This window comes from Grimontia sp. NTOU-MAR1, from assembly GCF_035758505.1.
GTDB lineage: Bacteria > Pseudomonadota > Gammaproteobacteria > Enterobacterales > Vibrionaceae > Enterovibrio > Enterovibrio marinus.
The window spans coordinates 1432774-1452139 of the sequence record NZ_CP142108.1; the positions used below are offsets into that span (position 1 = coordinate 1432774).

16 protein-coding genes are annotated in these 19366 nt (G+C 48.4%); 9 read left to right on the forward strand and 7 right to left on the reverse strand.

All coding sequences use genetic code 11. The annotated features are described in order from the left end of the window. Positions 1–49 precede the first annotated feature (49 nt). Positions 50–496, reverse strand: a complete 447-nt coding sequence (locus VP504_RS06570; RefSeq protein ID WP_232314445.1) for a hypothetical protein — start codon at positions 494–496, stop codon at positions 50–52. A 184-nt stretch (positions 497–680) separates the two neighbouring features. Between VP504_RS06570 and xthA the strand changes: the two genes are divergently transcribed. After that, complete coding sequence (gene xthA / locus VP504_RS06575) at positions 681–1487, forward strand: exodeoxyribonuclease III (protein WP_325893505.1); 807 nt, start codon at positions 681–683, stop codon at positions 1485–1487. 152 nt (positions 1488–1639) lie between these two features. Here the strand turns inward: xthA and VP504_RS06580 are convergent, their stop codons facing one another. The 4 genes from VP504_RS06580 to VP504_RS06595 all read right to left on the reverse strand — a co-directional run bounded on the left by VP504_RS06580 (position 1640) and on the right by VP504_RS06595 (position 5119). Further along, entirely contained in the window at positions 1640–2362 is a 723-nt protein-coding gene (locus tag VP504_RS06580; RefSeq protein ID WP_062711094.1) for an ABC transporter permease, read from the reverse strand. Positions 2363–2373: 11 nt separating this feature from the next. Continuing rightward, entirely contained in the window at positions 2374–3075 is a 702-nt protein-coding gene (locus VP504_RS06585) for an ABC transporter permease (protein ID WP_062711097.1), read from the reverse strand. A 393-nt stretch (positions 3076–3468) separates the two neighbouring features. Further along, positions 3469–4233 (reverse strand): transporter substrate-binding domain-containing protein, encoded by a 765-nt coding sequence (locus VP504_RS06590; RefSeq protein WP_325893507.1) that lies wholly within the window; start codon positions 4231–4233, stop codon positions 3469–3471. A gap of 115 nt (positions 4234–4348) precedes the next feature. Next, positions 4349–5119, reverse strand: a complete 771-nt coding sequence (locus VP504_RS06595; RefSeq protein ID WP_062711103.1) for an ABC transporter ATP-binding protein — start codon at positions 5117–5119, stop codon at positions 4349–4351. Positions 5120–5493: 374 nt separating this feature from the next. On the opposite strand from VP504_RS06595, the gene VP504_RS06600 reads away from it, so the two are divergent. Continuing rightward, on the forward strand, positions 5494–7143 hold the full coding sequence (locus VP504_RS06600; protein WP_325893508.1) for an ABC transporter substrate-binding protein: 1650 nt from the start codon (positions 5494–5496) through the stop codon (positions 7141–7143). Between the two features lie 50 nt (positions 7144–7193). Here the strand turns inward: VP504_RS06600 and VP504_RS06605 are convergent, their stop codons facing one another. Further along, on the reverse strand, positions 7194–8354 hold the full coding sequence (locus tag VP504_RS06605; protein WP_325893509.1) for a tetratricopeptide repeat protein: 1161 nt from the start codon (positions 8352–8354) through the stop codon (positions 7194–7196). A gap of 221 nt (positions 8355–8575) precedes the next feature. Here VP504_RS06605 and ycaO point away from each other — a divergent pair, with 221 nt between their 5' ends. From ycaO to pflA, 5 genes are all read left to right on the forward strand, one after another. Next, positions 8576–10327 carry a 30S ribosomal protein S12 methylthiotransferase accessory factor YcaO gene (gene ycaO, locus VP504_RS06610; protein ID WP_325893510.1) on the forward strand — a complete coding sequence of 584 codons (1752 nt, stop codon included), beginning with the start codon at positions 8576–8578 and terminating at the stop codon, positions 10325–10327. 431 nt (positions 10328–10758) lie between these two features. Continuing rightward, entirely contained in the window at positions 10759–12303 is a 1545-nt protein-coding gene (locus tag VP504_RS06615; RefSeq protein ID WP_442788898.1) for a DUF3360 family protein, read from the forward strand. 199 nt (positions 12304–12502) lie between these two features. Then, complete coding sequence (gene pflB / locus VP504_RS06620) at positions 12503–14779, forward strand: formate C-acetyltransferase (protein WP_251876208.1); 2277 nt, start codon at positions 12503–12505, stop codon at positions 14777–14779. A 478-nt stretch (positions 14780–15257) separates the two neighbouring features. Then, complete coding sequence (locus VP504_RS06625; RefSeq protein WP_325893511.1) at positions 15258–16469, forward strand: EAL domain-containing response regulator; 1212 nt, start codon at positions 15258–15260, stop codon at positions 16467–16469. Positions 16470–16617: 148 nt separating this feature from the next. Further along, positions 16618–17358, forward strand: coding sequence for a pyruvate formate lyase 1-activating protein (pflA, locus tag VP504_RS06630; RefSeq protein WP_325893512.1), 741 nt, complete (start codon positions 16618–16620; stop codon positions 17356–17358). 74 nt (positions 17359–17432) lie between these two features. On the opposite strand, the gene VP504_RS06635 is transcribed toward pflA, so the two are convergent. Continuing rightward, entirely contained in the window at positions 17433–18080 is a 648-nt protein-coding gene (locus VP504_RS06635; protein WP_325893513.1) for an energy-coupling factor ABC transporter permease, read from the reverse strand. A gap of 204 nt (positions 18081–18284) precedes the next feature. On the opposite strand from VP504_RS06635, the gene VP504_RS06640 reads away from it, so the two are divergent. Beyond that, the gene (locus VP504_RS06640) at positions 18285–18791 is read left to right on the forward strand and encodes a YfbU family protein (protein WP_325893515.1); all 507 of its coding nucleotides are present in this window, start codon (positions 18285–18287) and stop codon (positions 18789–18791) included. Between the two features lie 358 nt (positions 18792–19149). Beyond that, positions 19150–19341, forward strand: coding sequence for a hypothetical protein (locus VP504_RS06645; protein WP_325893516.1), 192 nt, complete (start codon positions 19150–19152; stop codon positions 19339–19341). Positions 19342–19366 lie beyond the last annotated feature (25 nt).

A 19366-nucleotide genomic window follows, 5' to 3' on the forward strand; every position in this document is an offset into this window, starting at 1 on the left:
CGAATATTTGGAACAACGTGAAATCACCCTGACGATAATCCCTTTACATTCAATTGGACTCGCTAGGCTTACCACCAAGCATGTAGATGCTATAAGTGACATTCATTGCCGTGCTTCCATCAGGGAAGGTTTCGTTAATGTGAAGATCCTGGCCTTCTATTTGGAATCTAATCGTTGGATCTTGAGCCTGATCGCGCCACCTTCCCTCTTTGCCCTGCGCCAAAACAGCGCGGGTTCTAACAATTCGGCATTTATAGTGCCATTTCTTTCCATCATCTGGGCGCTTATAAGAAATGAAAAACACTTCCCTTTCGGTTTCCGGATCTTTCCTTACTTCTTCTATGGTCATGATTGTTGGGCTTTTCCCCTTTACAGCAGCGAGACTCGCCCGACAAATCTGCTCTTGTGTGAAATCACCGTACTCGCTGCATCCAGCCACCAAAGTCATCATCAGTGAAGCCACTGACATTTTCACCAAAGAAACTGTGTTCATCATTTGCGCTCCCTTCGCTCAAAAACTGATAACATCTTGAGTGTCAAAAGATTCTTTATTTAACAAGCATAGTTGCACTATTGAGATAATGCGCGATTAGCAAATTGAATCTAAGCAGCGAGTCGTTGTATTTTCAGATAAACTGTTCAGAACTCAATGGATTTCAGATAAAGAGAAGTAAATCAGCATGAAAGTCATTTCTTTTAATATCAATGGATTGCGCGCCCGCCTCCACCAACTTCAGGCGCTGATTGAAAAGCACCAGCCAGATGTTATCGGTCTGCAGGAAATCAAGGTTCACGATGAGGCTTTTCCAGTAGAAGATGTAGAGGCGATGGGCTACAAAGTCTATTTCCATGGTCAAAAGGCACATTACGGTGTCGCAATGCTTTGTAAACAAGAGCTAGTCAAAGTACAAAAAGGCTTCCCAACAGACGAGGAAGATGCGCAGCGCCGCATGATCATGGCAACGTTTAAAAAAGACGATGGCAGTGAAGTGACGGTGCTAAATGGCTACTTTCCGCAGGGTGAAAACATTGCCCATGAAATCAAGTACCCAGCCAAGCGCAAGTTTTACAAAGATCTGATGACCTACCTCAACACCTCCCACAGCAACGGAGAGCAGTTGATTGTGATGGGGGATATCAACATCAGCCCGATTGATTTGGATATCGGTATTGGTGAAGTCAACCGTAAGCGTTGGCTGAAAACCGGTAAGTGTTCATTCCAACCAGAGGAACGCGAAATGCTGGCAACCCTCATGGACTGGGGTTTTGTAGATACTTTCCGTCAGCAATTCCCAGATGTGGACGACAAATTCTCCTGGTTCGATTACCGCTCCCGCGGCTTTGACGATAACCGTGGGCTGCGTATCGACGTGATTCTGGCAACGCCTTCACTGGCAGCAGATTGCATAGATACAGGTATCGACTACGAACTGCGTGGCATTGAAAAACCCTCCGACCACGCGCCGATTTGGGCTAAGTTTAAGTAGATCAGGGCCTAGGATAGAAGGATCTAGGTCATAGGCAAAGAAAGGTCCTAGGAAGAGCAAGATACAAAAAACCGCCAGTGAATGGCGGTTTTTCTTTTTGGGGTTTGGCTCTTCCCTAGGATCTGGGACCCTGCTCTTCCTAGGACCTGCTCTTACGACTCCAACGGCCTCAAGTGCCTGTGCCAGCGGTGCTCTAAGCGTTTAAAGCCATAAACAATAGCAAAGGTAAGACATAGGTAGATTGCCGCCACAAACAGGAAGGCATCAAACGGGGCATAGAAACGCGCGTAGATATCCCTTGCTGCGCCTGTAAGGTCGATGATGGTCACGACTGATGCAATCGAGCTCGCATGCAGCATGAAGATGACTTCGTTGCTGTACGCGGGTAATGCGCGGCGGAAGGAGGATGGCAGGATGATGCGACGTAGTATCGTAAAGCGCGACATACCGTAGGCTTTACCTGCTTCGATTTCACCCACAGGCGTTGCCACCATCGCACCACGGAGGATTTCTGTAGTGTATGCAGCCGTGTTAAGTACAAACGCAAACAGACATGGATAGAAAGCATCTTCGACAACCGCCCAGAACATGCTTTGCTGAATGCCTTCAATCGTCGCGACACCATAGTAGATCAGGTAAAGCTGGATAAGCAGTGGCGTGCCACGGAAGATGTATACGTAAATCCAAACTGGACGGTTAATCCAAGGATTCTTTGAGGTCCTCGCGACCGCCAATGGAACGGACAGGATGAAACCCAATACCAGTGAAAGGAACACCAGCTGGACAGTGACCGTAAGACCACTCCAGTAGTGGAGAATGGTGGTCGACGTAAAAATCTCGTTTTGGTCGAGGTAAGCGTAAATTGATTCTAACATTCCGTGTCTCCTTAGCCTCTTACTACACCGGCGCTGAATTTACGCTCCAAGCGCTTGAGCCCAAGCTCAGAGATGGAGGTGATCAGCAGGTAGACCATTGCTACCGGAATAAAGAATTTGAACGGTTCGTTCACTGCACCTGCCGCTTCCTTAGCAAGGCGCGTCATGTCCGCGAGACCAATCACTGAGACCAATGCCGTGGTTTTCACCAACACCAGCCAATTGTTACCAATACCGGGCAACGCGTGACGCATCATTTGCGGGAACATGATGCGACGGAAAATCATCCAAGGGCTCATACCGTAAGCCGTGCCCGCTTCCAACTGGCCGCGGTCGACCGCCAGAAATGCACCGCGGAAGGTTTCGGCCATGTAGGCGCCGAAGATAAATCCAATGGTAGAAACACCCGCTGTGAACTCATCGATGTTGATGAACATATCAATGTCATACTTTTCGTAAAGCCAGTCAGAGAAATTGTTCATCATGATTTGTGCGCCGAAGAAGATCAGCAGCATCAACACCAGATCCGGTACCCCCCGAACAACGGTGGAGTAGACCGTCGCTGCCCCCCGGGCAAAACGATTCTTAGAAAGGCGGGCCAATGCAGTTACCAATCCCAGTAACACTGCAATCACAGCAGAAAGTACCGCCAATTCGACGGTCAATATTGCGCCCATGAAAATGGAAGGGCCATAACCATGCAGATCTAACATCCTTTCCTCCTGCACGAATAAACCGATAGCGAAACTACCGCTTTATGGATCTTGTATTCAGTTTTCGCTTATCAGTCAAAAGGGAGCGAATCCCGCTCCCCCTAGAGCTTTATCAGCCCCGTAAATCAGAGGGCTGATAAATCTGCCATGTGTTGCCATTTAGGCCTAGCAGATTTCCTGCAAAGTAGTTGGAGAGTGTTTTCCAACTATAGATTGCTGTAAATAGATGGTGCTGTATCAAGGGAGTACCAACTATGCCCAGTAATCCAATCTGCAAAGATGTTGGGGTTAGAATAAGGCATCAAGTGAACGAATCCACGGGAGCATAGTTTCTATGTGACCGTGGTGAGTTCGCGCAGATAACGCAGTTATCACCCCAATAGCGAAGCAGATTTACATTTTGATATCGTAGGCAAAGTACTTCTTACGAATCTCGTCATAAGTACCGTCCGCTTTCACTTCTGCCAAAGACTTGTTGAAGATCGCCGCAAGGTCTTTGTCACGTTTACGGAACGCAGCACCTACGCCACCACCCAGTTGCAGGGTGTCACCGACTGCTTCAAAGTTGCCACCATCTTTCCCGCCCAGAATTGACGCTTCACCCACTGGGAAGTCAATCAGAACGATATCCAGACGACCACCTTGCAGATCCAGTACCAGATCATCACCTGTAGTGTAGCGTTTTACATCAGCAATTTTGCCGAAAGTGTCGGTTGCGTGGCCATCTTGGATCGTGCCGCGCTGTACTCCGATGCGCTTGCCTTTCAGCGTTTCGATATCAGCTGGATTAATGCCTGAACCTTTAGCAGCAAAGTAGCCACTTGGGGTGTTGTAGTATGGTTCTGAAAACAGCACCTGCTTGGCACGCTCTTCAGTGATAGACATTGACGAGAAAATTACGTCGTACTTACGGGCTTGCAGACCTGGAATGATACCGTCCCATGCCTGGATAACCCAGCTACAGTTCAGTTTTGCGTTTTCACATACAGCGTTACCCAGATCCACTTCGAAACCAGTCAGCGTGCCATCTGGCGCTTTGTATTCGAATGGTTCATAAGGTACATCCACAGCGATGCGTACGTCTTTCCAGTCTTTTGCCTGAACCGCTGTTGCGCCCAGTGCAGCTGTAACAGCAGCAGCAACTAACCATTTTTTCATCTTTCTGTCTCCTTATGGAAATATTGTCCAGATGGCGTCACTCCATTGCCATCTGCCGTATGCGTTTACACGCGTTGGGACTTTCGTATTACAAAATCGTTTCGAGTTGAATACCCTAGTAAATCGAAGAGATAAATTGTTGTAACCGCTCCGATTCAGGGTTAGTAAATAGCTTAGCTGGGTCGCCCTGCTCTTCCACTAATCCTTGGTGTAAGAACATGACATGGTTGGAAACATCACGTGCGAATGCCATTTCGTGGGTCACCACCAGCATGGTGCGGCCTTCTTCAGCAAGGATTTTCATGACATTGAGAACTTCACCCACTAATTCTGGATCGAGCGCTGAGGTAGGCTCATCGAACAGTAACACTTCTGGCTCTACGGCAAGAGCGCGAGCAATAGCCGCTCGCTGTTGTTGACCACCTGAAAGGTGTCCCGGGTAGTAATCGCGACGTTCCCAAAGGCCAACACGTTGCAGAAAGGCTTCTGCACGCTCCATTGCCTCTGCTTTTGATACGCCTAGAACATGGATAGGCGCTTCAATGACATTTTCAAGCACTGTCATGTGAGACCAAAGGTTGAACCCTTGAAACACCATCGCCAGACGCGAACGAATACGTTGAACTTGCTTCTCACTCACCGGCACAGCTTCACCATGACGGCCGTTTTTCATTTCGATGAGTTCGCCATTAACCCAAATCTCACCTGCTGTTGGGGTTTCTAGCAAATTGATACAGCGAAGGAAGGTACTTTTTCCTGAACCGGAAGATCCGATAATAGAGATGACATCGCCACGGTGTGCGTCCAGTGAAATCCCTTTTAGTACTTCGTGTTGACCAAAGGTCTTGTGAAGGTCTTTGACTTGTAGCGCTACTGCTTCCGTCATGCGCTTGACTCCTGTCTTTCTATTTTCACACCGAGCTTCGTTTGAGTGCCCGCATCTTAATAAAGATGGTTTAGGCTCTCTGGTTTATGTGGCTGAGTGGTACGGAGTTCAGCGTATCTATGACGTAAATTGTCATTTTTCACCGTGCCACAACACATTTCACTACTGATGCTCGTTTCTCTGAAAATAACATCCATCAGTTTCAACAGCAACAATTTGTTAACCTTTAAGTGAATAAAAAACAAGTCATTTTTAATGCATAATTAAACACAACAAGTGCTTTATCAAGAGTTCGAAGCGATTGATGGTTTTGGGTGGTTAGTGTAGGGTGTGTTTCGATAAAAACTTGCTTGTAGATTAATATCGAGAGAGCTATGTTGCCACGCTTGCTGACCCTGTGTTTCGCGCTCATCTCATTCGCCAGCTCAGCCACGACAAATACACTTACCATCATTCCTGAGCTATCGAGCGGCTTTGTCAGAAACTACAACCCTTTCCGCGCCGATACACTGGCGACGACGAAAGACTTTATCTTCGAGCCGCTGATGGTTTTTGAGGAGGGTGTCGTACACTTCCGCCTCGCCAAGAGCTATACCTTATCCCCCGACCTTAAAGGCATTCTTCTTACCCTACGTGACGGCATTAAATGGTCTGATGGAACCCCATTCAGCGCCGATGATGTGGTGTACAGTCTTTCACTACTCCAAAGTGAACCCAAACTGGATTACAATTCACTCGGTGACTGGATTGAGCGTATCGAAAAACATAATGAAAATGAGGTATACGTCTCGTTAAGTCGCCCCAATGCCCAGATCGCCCATCGTTTGCAGGAAGCTATTATTGTCCCTAAACACCAGTGGGAGAACATTCCTGACAAGCGCTTCTACCTCAATGCCCAGCCTGTCGGCACTGGACCTTTTACCGATATAAAAGCCTTCAGCAGCAATAACATCGTTCAATGCCGTAATCCGCACTATTGGCAGCAGGATGAACTCAAGGTTGATTGTATCCGCTACCCACAGGTAAAAAGCAACGACGAGCTCATCAGCCGTCTCAGTAATGGAGAATTTGACTGGGCGAGCGCCTTTATTCCAGATATTGAACGTAACTACGCTTCCTACTCGCGCGATTACCATTACCACCACAAACCATCGACCATTGTCAGCCTGATGTTTAACTTCAAACATCCAAATGAAGAAATACGAAAAGTTATTCAGGACGTGCGCTTTCGCCGTGCTGTGTCGATGAGCCTTGCCCGGGAACTTTTAACTGATATTGCAGTTTTTGGGCAAGGTGAAAAAGCCGCTTTTGCTAGTGGAATGGAATCAAAATTTGAGGATTGGGTACCAAATTCGGCCGCCGAGCAGCATCTTTACTACATTCGCTCTCATCCCAAGGCTGCATCGCGCCTGCTCGACGAGTTAGGTTTGAAAGATTTCGATGGCGACAGGTTCCGTGAGTTACCATCAGGAGAGCCACTGACACTGCAGATCATCGCACCTCACGGTTGGAGCGATTTTATCTCGGCCTCCAATGTGGCTGCGGAGATGTTTGCTGCGGTAGGCCTTCGCGTGAAAATAGAAGTTTTGCCATTTCCTGAATACGAAGCCCGTATGGCTAATGCGAGCTATGATCTGGGTATCACGAACTATTTCTCTGGCCTGACACCGTTTAAGTACTTTAACTCAGCATTTAACAGCGCCTATCAAACGCCTACCTCTCCGCGGTTTGCGCAGCACTATTTTAGAGATAAGGAAGTCGATGGACTACTGGCTGACTTCCTGCTTCAAACTGATCCTCAAAAACAACGTGACATTATAACCAATCTCCACCTTCGCGTTGCCGAACAGCAGGTCACTGTGCCGCTTTATTACAAACTGGAAACCGTTGAGTTCACCACTACCCGTTACAAAGGCTGGCGAAAGCACGCTGATGGTTCTCCAAATGTACCGCCGATTTGGTATACCGAAAGGCCAAGGCTTATCCAACTTCTGGAACTGGAACCAGTAGTAAGCGCTAAATAGAAAAAGAAAAAACCAGACAACAGCCTGGTTTTTTCTTTGTTCCGTTAACGTTACTCTTTACCCATCAACTCCAGAGTTTTAAGCCAGACATCGGCATCTCCGTTAGGGTCAAGTACTTTTAGTCGCTCATAAGCTGAACGTGCACGTTCAAACTGGTTAGTTTTCATGGCACTGTAACCTAGGATTTCCCAAAGGAAATCATCACGGCTACCGCCCATATCAATCGCCTGCTGGGCCAGATTTGCCGCTTCTTGCCAACGCTTTAGTTGGGAAGCTATTCGCACCTGCACTTTCACAAGCGACAATTCAGGTTCTTTGTTCAACACAGAAACCACTTCCCAAGCATCCATCCATTCCATCGCCTGCATGTGGTACTGGAGTTTTCGTTTCAGCACCTCGCGGTTTACCGTCACCGCTTCTGAGTTGATACCTTGGTTTAGCAAGCGCTTAGCCTGATCGATATCCCCAAACATACTCGCATACTGGGACATATTAAGGTAATCCGCTTCTGTCAGTTCAGCACCTGCTTTAGCTTCATCCTGCAGGGTTTTCAGCGCAGCACGGGCTTCACCCAAAGCCGCGTAAGATGCCGCCCTCTTACGTTGCCAGCGCACATCATGACCAAACTTGTCCTGAATCACACGTGTTGTATTGATCAGCGCGCGATGCTGTTGAAGTTGCTCCTCGCTCAAGAGCTTAATCTGCCAGATAAATTCAGGTACATCGGCATAGCGGGCAATGATGGCATTGGCTTGTGTTAACGCATCGCCATATCGCTGTTCACTGAACAGCGCACGGGTATAAAGATTTTCTACGGGCTGAAAAGGCGGGAATTTCTCTAGATAGGCTTTACCATGTTGAATGGCCATTTCCGGCCTGCCGCGTTTCATCGAGAGTGACACCAGCGCACCTAGCACATCTTTCCTCAAGCTTTCGGGCAGCTTTCTGTATTCCAACGCGTTGGTATAAGTCACATAGGCGCGGTCGTAGTCGCCTTCATGAAGGTATATATAGCCAAGCAGGCGTTGGTGAAGGGCTTTCTGCTCGTCATTGTCAGCGACCAAAGCCTTGGCAAGATCGGCAGCTGTATCTACATCATCATTCGAGAGCAGGGTTTCGATACGATTTAGATGACGGGCAAAATCCGGATCACTGCCATACGCCGGTAAACCCACCAAGAAAAGAAGTATGCCAACGCCAAAAAGTTTCATATCCCTCAGCCAATAACGATTTGATATCTCGAATATAACGCAGATTAGACACTCTTCGCCTTTAAAAACGTCTATTTTTTGCAGGCACGCAAACATATATACCGAAACATGCTAAATCCTGCACCTTCAGCTTGTTTCGGTATACGTGCTAGCTTTCAGTGCATGCACACGTCAAGGAAAGGAGTATATACTCCGCGCCTTCATAAAAGACTGAGATTCCGATGAAAACCTATATCCCTGGTAAAGACGAAGCACTCGAAGTGTCCATTAACAACTTCGAAGCAAAGCTGAAAGCAGCAGGCTTCCACGTTGAACCTATTTCCTGGCTTAATCCAGTGCCGAATGTTTGGTCGGTTCACATCCGTGATGTCGACGCGCCGATGAACTTTACCAACGGAAAAGGCGCCAGTAAAAAAGCCGCGCTGGCCTCAGCACTCGGTGAGTATTTTGAGCGACTTTCCTGTAACTATTTCTACGCTGATTTCTATTTGGGTGAAGAGATCGCAAAGGCACCATTCGTGCACTACCCCGATGAGCAATGGTTTCCACTCACCGATGACGACACGCTGCCGGACGGTCTGCTTGATGAAGACATGAGGGTATTTTACGATCAAGAAGAAACCCTGATGGCGAGCGATTTGATTGATCTTCAATCCAGTAACGCAGAACGCGGGATCTGTGCACTGCCATTCATTCGCCAGAAAGATCAGCAAACGGTATATGTGCCAATGAACATTATTGGCAACCTTTATGTATCTAACGGCATGTCAGCTGGTAACACTGCAACCGAAGCGCGCAGCCAGGCGCTGTCGGAAGTATTCGAACGTGCCATCAAAAACCGCATCATTGCTGGGCGCATCAGCATGCCAGAAATCCCGCAGGAAGTGATTGCGCGGTTCCCTACCATTCAAGCTTCTATTGAGGCCATGCAGGCAGAAGGTTTCCCGATTGCGGTTTATGACGCCTCCATGGGCGGTCTGTATCCGGTTGTTTGTGTAACACTGTTTAACCCCAACAATGGCACCTGCTTTACTTCTTGGGGCGCACACCCCCGCTTTCAGGTGGCTTTCGAGCGCACTGTAACCGAGCTTCTGCAAGGCCGCAGTCTGAAAGATTTAGATGTGTTCGAAGCGCCATCATTTCATGATGAAGAAGTGGCGGACCACCACAACCTCGAAACTCACTTCATTGATTCTTCAGGCACGGTTTCCTGGGACATGTTCAAGTCCACGCCAGATTACGAATTCACAGAGTGGAACTTCGAAGGCAGCTCAGAAGAAGAAGTCTCCTGGTTACTGGGTAAACTCCACGCTGAAGATGCCGATGCCTACATCGCCGATTACAGCCACTTGGGAGTGAACTGTTGCCGTGTGATTGTGCCCGGCTGGTCTGAAATCTACCCTCCGGAAGAAGTGCAGCTTTGCAATAACAATCGGGGTACCGATCTGCGTGATTCAATGTCCACGCTGTTGGCAACTGGCTTCAGTGATGAATCCGTTGAGTCTCTGTTCGACGTGCTGGAAATGTCAGACTTTGACGATAGCTATATGGTTTGCGAATTAATGGGCGTGCTGCCCGATGCAGGTACGGCATGGAAGTCGCTGACTATCGGTGAGCTGAAATGCTTGCTGGCACTGGCGATGGGCGATATGGAAACAGCGCAGGACTTCGCGGCATGGAGCCTCGAATACAACACAACGATTTACAGTCAGCAACGCGCCATGTTTATGCGCTGCCTGTTAACAAGCCTTGCGTTGGCGCAGGATGAAGCACGTGATGCGGCAGAGTATCGCCGAGCATTTGGATTCGTATATGGAGAGAGCGTTACTGAAACGGTTTGGGGCTCTATCTGTGGAGAGATTCGCTTCTATGGCCTTGAGCTTGATAATGTAAACTTAACCTCGTTCAGTGCGCATCAGAAACTTCTGTCCTCCTACAAAAAGCTCCAGCAAGCAAAAGCCAACGCCGAGTAATAACTTTTTACGATTTTTCACTGAAGAAGCCTGCGCAGGAAACCCGCGCAGGCTTCTTAATTTTGTTCAAGTACATCGTGCAGGAAAAGCGATGTGCTACTCCATTTAACTGCAAATCATCACACCTTTGTGGCACATACCTCGCACTATATTTGGTAATTTTATTTCAGAATTTAAAATGAATTCGGTAAAACTGGTAATAACCTCACCACTCATGGCGCTTTTCGTTTCTTATCACTTTCAAATTCTGTAATTTATTTTCACGAAAATGATCTAAATCAAATTTGCTCATAGGAGGTTTGTTAGTATGTTTGTAACGCATTTTTGGCTCCCGGCCTCACCTCTCTCAGCAGCGCATTCATTGCTGAATAAAAGCTAAAACCCGCGGGGAGCGTAACCAGTTCTGTTTGCTTTTGTACGAAGAGGACTTTATGTCAACTCAAGCTCCATCAGAGCATATCGGCGATATGGCGCAAAGCGAGTATCAAGCTAAGCACCGACCTGCCTCAGAGTTCGCGACCCGTTCAGATTACCTGGACCACGAACTTCAAATCATGAACCCGCGCCGCTGGAAACTAAACCTTCCTGGCCGTGATTTCCGTTTCGAACTCGAAGATCTCGTTCCTGCACTGGCGGGTACTATCGGCATTATCGCGATGTACTCCGCAGTCATGATGTCTTGGGCTGATGGCCTGACCCAGGCTTGGGATCACATCAATCTGGGTAAAGAGTTCGCGATTGAAGTTGCGCGTGTAGAGATGCTTATCCCTGCCCTGCTGTTCTGTGTGCTTGCCTCTGGTTTTATCAACCCACGCGCTAACCTTGCCGGTAACCACGGCCCAATGATCCCGCTGATCGGTACCATTGCGCTAGCCGGTGCTCACCCTCTTGCGCTCGCTCTTCTGCTGGGTATGTTCGGCTTGATGCTGAGTTACTTCAAAGGTGGCTCGAAACTGGTGAATCTCACCAGTGAAGGGGTTGCCGGCGGTCTTCTTATCTTCCTTGGTTTCACTGGTGCAATGAGCCAAATCGCGGACATCCAAACCTGGGCAAAAGGCCTTGAGTCTGCGACAGTCGCAAAAGGCAGCATGGGTTATGTTGGCCTAGTGGTTCTGGCTGTGAACGTGGTGCTTTACGCCCTACTTGCACGTATCGGCAAACGCTGGCTGGCCATTCCTGCCTGTGCTTTCACAGGGCTGATTGCAGCACTGGCGCTCGGTGCAGGCTTCGACCTGACCTTCACCACTGAAATGGGTCTGCCTAACCTGAACCCTGTTTACTGGTGGGGTAGCACTGAGCAAGGTTGGATGCTGGGTCTGCCAAATCTGCAGCACTTCATCGCTTCTCTGCCGTTTGCCATCCTAGCGGTAGCCATGTGGTCTCCAGACTTCCTGGGCCACCGTATCTTCCAAGAATTGAACTATCCGAAGAAAACCGAAAAAGTCCTGATGGATGTAGATGACACTATGACCATGTGTTCTATCCGTCAGATGGTTGGTACTGCGGTAGGTGGCGGTAACATCACGTCTTCTTGGGGTACTTATATGATCCCTGCAGCGATTGCGAAGCGTCCAATCCCTGCTGGTGCCATTCTGCTTGGCTGTTTGGTGATGTTCATCGCTATCCTTGGCTTCCCAATGGACATAGCAGTATGGCCACCAGTGATGCGTATCGCGCTGCTGGTGGGTGTATTCCTGCCACTGCTCGAAGCAGGTGTGCAGATGGTTCGTGAAACGAAGGATTCACAATCAGCAGGTATCTGTATCTTCGCATCAATGGTTGCTAACCCAGTACTGGCTTGGGCACTGGCAATGCTGCTCGACAACAATGGTCTCATCGGTAACAAAGCGCGCGCGAAAAAACTGTCTTTCGTAGATCGTATCGTGATTCCAGGTTCAGTATTGGTTATCTGTCTGGTTGCTATGCTCGCAGTTGGTATGCTGGAAGATCAGTTTGGCATCCCTGCTCTTATGTAAATACGACTTGGGCAGCCTTAACTGGCTGCCCAAATTACTGTTCATAACTTGGCTAGAAAGCGTAAAATCAAACGCGTTTTGAAAGACCGTTTTTGCTTTTACAGTTTTTTAATGATCGTGTACGACCACTGGCTCAACGGTGGAGCGACATCTAAGTCGCTAAGTACTTGTTTTCTTCTACTAAAAAGGTAGGTACAACATGTCTGAGCAATTTGCTAAAGCATGGGAAGGTTTCGCTGACGGCGAATGGCAGAACGAAGTTAACGTTCGTGACTTCATTCAGAAGAACTACACCCCTTACGAGGGCGACGAGTCTTTCCTGGTCACTGAAGGTACTGAAGCAACTAACAAGCTTTGGGAAAAAGTGATGGAAGGCATCAAGCTTGAGAACTCAACTCACGCGCCTGTAGACTTCGACACTTCTGTAATCTCTACCATTACTGCTCACGACGCAGGCTACATTAACAAAGATCTGGAAAAGATCGTGGGTCTGCAAACTGAAGCTCCTCTGAAACGTGCAATCATGCCAAACGGCGGCGTTCGCATGATCGAGGGTTCTTGCAAGGCTTACGGCCGTGAGCTGGACCCAATGGTTTCAAAAATTTACTCAGAGTACCGCAAGACTCACAACCAAAGCGTTTTCGATATCTACACCCCAGATATCCTTAAATGCCGTAAGTCTGGTGTTCTGACTGGTCTGCCTGACGCATATGGCCGTGGTCGTATCATCGGTGACTACCGTCGCGTAGCACTGTACGGTGTAGACTTCCTGCTTAAAGACAAAGCGAAGCAATTCCACTCTCTGCAAGAGAAACTGGAAGCAGGCGACGATCTGCAAATGACCATGCAGCTTCGTGAAGAAATCCAAGAGCAATACCGCGCTCTGAACCAGATGAAAGAAATGGCTGCGAAATACGGCTACGACATCTCTGGTCCTGCAACTAACGCACAAGAATCTGTTCAGTGGCTTTACTTCGGTTACCTGGCTGCCGTTAAGTCTCAAAACGGTGCTGCAATGTCACTGGGTCGTACTTCTACGTTCCTTGACGTTTACCTTGAGCGTGACATCGCTGAAGGCAAGATCACTGAAGTTGAAGCGCAAGAAATCATCGACCACTTCGTGATGAAGCTGCGTATGGTTCGCTTCCTGCGTACTCCTGAGTACGATGAGCTGTTCTCTGGCGACCCAATCTGGGCAACAGAATCTATGGGTGGTATGGGCTGTGACGGTCGTACGCTGGTAACACGAACTAACTTCCGCTTCCTGAACACCCTGTACACTATGGGCCCAAGCCCAGAGCCAAACATCACTGTACTGTGGTCTGAGCAATTGCCTGATGGCTTCAAGCGTTTCTGTGCGAAAGTATCTATCGATACTTCTTCTATCCAGTACGAAAACGATGACCTGATGCGTCCAGACTTCGACAACGATGATTACGCCATCGCTTGTTGTGTATCTCCACAGGTTGTTGGTAAACACATGCAGTTCTTCGGCGCACGTGCGAACCTGGCGAAAACGCTGCTGTATGTAATCAACGGCGGTGTTGACGAAAAACTGAAGATGCAGGTTGGTCCTAAGCAAGATCCAATGACTGACGAAGTTCTGGACTTCGACAAAGTTTGGAACGGTCTGGACAACTTCATGGATTGGCTGGCGAAGCAGTACGTCACTGCGCTGAACGCCATCCACTACTCACACGACAAGTACAGCTACGAAGCGTCTCTTATGGCCCTGATGGACCGTGATGTTTACCGTACTATGGCTTGTGGTATCGCTGGTCTGTCTGTAGCAGCTGACTCACTGTCTGCTATTAAGTACGCGAAAGTAAAACCTGTTCGTGACGAAGACGGCATCGCCATCGACTTCGAAATCGAAGGGGACTATCCGAAATTCGGTAACAACGATTCACGCGTTGATGACATCGCATGTGAAATGGTTGAGAAGTTTATGAACAAGATTCGTAAGCTGAAAACTTACCGCGATGCAGTACCTACTCAGTCTATCCTGACCATCACTTCAAACGTTGTGTACGGTAAGAAGACAGGTAACACGCCAGACGGTCGTCGTGCAGGTGCGCCATTCGCACCGGGTGCCAACCCAATGCACGGCCGTGACGAGAAAGGTGCAGTAGCCTCTCTGACTTCTGTCGGTAAACTACCATTCGCTCACGCGAAAGACGGTATCTCGTACACCTTCTCTATCGTGCCTAACGCACTGGGTAAAGATGGTGACACGCAGAAAGCTAACCTTGCTGGTCTGATGGATGGTTACTTCCACCACGAGTCTGGCATCGAAGGCGGTCAGCACCTGAACGTTAACGTTCTGAACCGTGATACGCTGGAAGACGCCGTTAAGCACCCAGAGAAGTACCCACAGCTGACTATCCGTGTATCAGGTTATGCAGTTCGCTTTAACTCTCTGACTGCTGAACAGCAGAAAGACGTTATCGCACGTACTTTCACTGAATCTCTGTAATCTGAGACTTCGATGAATTGATAAGCACCTCCTCCGGGAGGTGTTTTTTTATGCCTGCCCAAAAAGCGCCAAGCCCCTGATACAAAGGCAATAACCGCATAACGTTCTGTCGACGCTCTCAAAAATAGCGACCATACTGGAATCAAGCTCTTCTAGGGGCTGTTGACCTTTGGTGGTGATTTTTGCAGCAGTTTGTGGGGATTTTATGCAAGGCAGAGGCTTCGATGTGTAGCTAGCCTACATGAGAAGCCGATAACGCAGCAGAAATTCCCCACAAACGCTGCCCGAAGGGTTCTGCCCTAAGCGTTTTACGCTTCGTTGAGGTGTATTTGCTTAGAATGACTAGGCGGCACACACCTCGCCGCGCCTAAAACGCTTATAGCGAGAACAAAATTTAACCACCAAAGGTCAACAGCCCCTAGAACAATATTTTCGTATCGCCATTCGATACCGCCATATGCGCATTTAGGGGAACACCATGAATATCTTGCTAGTGGAAGACCATCTCTTCCAACGAGATGTAATTGCTGGGCAATTAATGCAACTCATATCAGGTGATGACACGCTGGTATTCGCCGAGTCTGGTAACACCGCATTGGAAAAAATCCTCCATGAAACACCGGACATCATATTCTGCGATTTAGATTTACCGGATATGGATGGCATCAAGCTTTTAAGCAAAGCTGCCGAGCGCGGATTTACTGGGTGCATTGTCATTACCAGTGCTGCCTCCCAAAAAGTGTTGGATACGGTCAAAAGCATGTGTGAACACATGAAGCTCAACGTATTAGGTATCCTGCCCAAACCAGCCTCTATCCCCCTGCTGAAGTACTACCTGACACTCGCCCATGAGTGTGACACTGATTACCCACAAGACTTGCTGGCAATGTCGGGTGATGAAGTGCTGGAAGCATGGCAGTCGAATCTGTTCGAGACTTGGTATCAACCTATTGTCCGCTTTGATACCGGGGAATGGGTCGCATGCGAGGCACTTCAGCGAATGAAACACCCCATCAGGGGGACGTTAACGCCCATCTCTTTCCTGCCTCAGCTAACAAGCTTGAATCTGGAAGCAGAACTGACGTTATCGGTCATCAATTCAGTGATCGCCAACCAGACTTATCTTGATGGGCATCCCGTCGGTATCAACGTTTCGGTGAGTAACCTTATCGAGTTGGATTTCGTCGATGAGCTCATCGAGATGGGTCATCAGCACCCTAACCTCAACCAACTGATTTATTTCGAGATTCACGAACCTGATAACTTTTCGCAAATTGCGCAACTTCAGGAAGCCGCTTCGCGTTTACTGCTCAATGGATTCCGTATCTCGATAGACGGCTTTGGTTCCGGCTACAGTACTCTGCAACAAGTGGAATTTCTACCACTAGACTCTCTCAAAATAGGCCTCAACCTGATATTGCCGATGTTAAGTTCTCGCACTGCCCTCGCCTTGGTAGAAGCCAGTGTCTTGGTTGCCAACCGCATAGATGTGGCATCAGTCGCTGAAGGCATTGAATGTATTGAAGTGTGGCACTCTCTTCGCGATATGGGCTGCAACTATGGTCAAGGTTTTTTTATTGCCAAACCCATGCCCGCTGACAAATTGCAGGGCTGGCAAGAACTTTGGGATTCATTACTCGAAAGTCGTACGCTTTGTCCACCTCTGGCACTGAACACCATCGTTATCTAACCCTCGAAAAGGCGCGGTTTTCGCGCCTTTCTTCTCCCCTTACAATTTCCTATTTTACTTGGCCGCAAAGCCACCTTATTTCCTTTAGGTCACCACGTTTCTGTAATAAAATAACACCTTACTTTTTACAGTAGTTTTGGAGATGCTCATGTCGGTGATTGGCCGTATTCACTCTTTTGAGTCTTGTGGAACCGTTGATGGTCCTGGCATTCGATTTATCGTTTTCTTGCAAGGGTGCCTGATGCGCTGCAAATACTGCCACAACCGCGATACGTGGGATCTGGACGATGGCCGAGAAGTCACCGTCGAAGAAATCATGAAAGAAGTGGTGACCTACCGTCACTTCATCAATGCCTCAGGTGGCGGAGTGACCGCTTCAGGTGGTGAAGCCATGCTTCAACCTGAATTCGTGCGTGATTTCTTCCGTGCAGCAAAAGCGGAAGGCATTCATACCTGTCTGGATACCAATGGTTACATCCGCAAGCACACTGACGTGGTTGATGAAGTGTTAGATGCCACAGACTTGGTGATGCTGGACCTGAAACAAATGAACGACAAAATCCACAAAGATCTGATTGGCGTATCCAACCGCCGTACACTGGATTTCGCCCGCTACCTGCATCAGCGTGGCCAGAAGACCTGGATTCGTTACGTTGTGGTTCCCGGCTACACTGACGACGAAGAGTCTGCACACCGTCTGGGTGAGTTCATCAAAGACATGGACAATATCGAGAAAGTAGAAATGCTGCCATACCACCAGCTTGGCGCGCACAAATGGGAAGCGCTGGGTTACGAGTATGAACTCAAAGATGTCAGCCCACCGAAGAAAGAAACCATGGAAGCGCTGAAAGCGATTCTGGAAGGCTACGGCCACAAAGTGGTTTACTAACCTCGAACGGATTTAACGAAGACCGGCCTCGCGCCGGTTTTTCTTTAACCACCAAAGGCCAACAGTCCCTAGTGTCATCTATCAGGCGACAAGTATTCTCTGTCGTAGAAGGTTCTCAACCAATGCGGGCGATACACTGCCAGTAAGGTCACAGCCATGCCGTTGAGCAGCCCTTCGGGGAACCAGATCAGCAGTGCCAGCGTCAGGTAATTATCGAGAATCGTATCCCAGCCATGAAGGCCAGACACCCAGTAACCTGTCGACACCGTGCAAAGGTGGAACACTATGGTAAAGGCCGCATTGAGAAAACCGGCGATGAAGATATAGATGAACAGGTGATGGCTGAGATAGCGGTAGGAAAGCAGGAAAATTGCATAGCTGACCACAGCTGGAAGCACCGCCGTGGTGAACGCATATAGCCCAACATCAGCAAATGGCAGCAGGCCAAATCCCACCATTAGAGTCAAAGGAATCACTGAAATCCAAATAGCGATTCTCGGGCCGTGACACAGCGTGAGCACTGTCATTCCCAGAAAGTGGATATCCAACCCTTCGCTGATCCCTGCCTTCAATGCCCACAAACAAAATAGAATGATCCCGCTGGCAAATACTAAGTGCTGGTAGTCCTTTTCCGTGCGCATTTTTTGCCAACCAAGCGGTGACCGGCATAGCCAAAGCGACACCAGAAAACACGTCCAACCAAACACCTGCCAATAAATCATCCTTGCTCCGTTATCCTTGGGCTTTGAGCTACAAAAATGGTGCAATTTTCAAGTTAAAAAAGCGTAACTAACCTGTATCCAGATCAAAAAAGTAGCCTGCTCCAACTGTTAATCTGTGGCACATGGATTACCAAACTAGCTCACTTCAAATCAAAACTAAGAGGCTGTTTGGACAAAGAATTTTTATCTTTCGAGGCCACTATTATGGAAATGACACACGCTCAACGTCTTATCCTATCTAATCAATACACGCTAATGTCCCAACTTGATCCACAAAATGCAGAAAAATATCGTCGTCTACAAACTATTGTAGAGCGCGGATATGCCCTGCAAATGCGTGAATTGGATAAAGAATTTGGCGACATGCCAGAAGAACTGTGCCGCCAGGTGGTTGATATCATGGAGATGCACCACGCACTTCAGGAATCTTATCGCATGCTGGAAGACGGCACCCGTTGCGAATGTGATGTTGATGCACGTCGTCTTCAATTCTGGGGTTTTGATGCAGCGACTGAAGCACATCTGGTGAACTATGTGCGCTTCCTGACCGATGTCGAAGGTTTGTACCCACAATTCGACAAAGGCTCACACCACTTCAACAGCCAAACACCGATGCTGGCGAAATACCAGCGCATGCTGCAGGTATGGCGCAATTGCCCTCGTCAGTACCACCTGTGTGGTAACGAGCTTTGCCAGATCGTGGGCGCATAAGCTCCAAAAATCTCAATCAAAAGCCGCTGTTTTCAGCGGCTTTTTTGCATTTAAATTCCACTCATAACCTACTGTTTAAATTAAATTTATCTCACATCACCTGGATGAGAGGATTGATAAACAATTTTGATTGTCAGTGACAAATTAATTTATTTGCGCCCAAGCTAAATCGGTTGTCTAATCGCCACGCACCCAACCGTTTTTGATGATGCCGTCGAGGTGTATATGGGCTAGGTCAAGCGAATCAACCTCTGATTTGCAATGCGCTGGAACAACCTCAAGTTGCAGTTTCCGCGCTGACCAGCCGCTTTCTCTGTCATACCGTGCAACAGTAAGCGCGGCCTTTTTAGGAATGGCAATGAAATCTTTCGCAAACCACGCTGTTCAGGCAGAAAGCCTGGGTACTCTTTGCGACACCGCAGCTAACATCCACCCGCAAAACAAACCCCAGAACCTGTCGACCCATGTACGCAGGAAACGGGTATCGTTAAAGCGAACACGCAGCGCGGAAACCGTACTTTTCGAACTGTCGCTTCAGATGCCTGAGTAAGGTCTGCCAGCGTTACCCATTATTT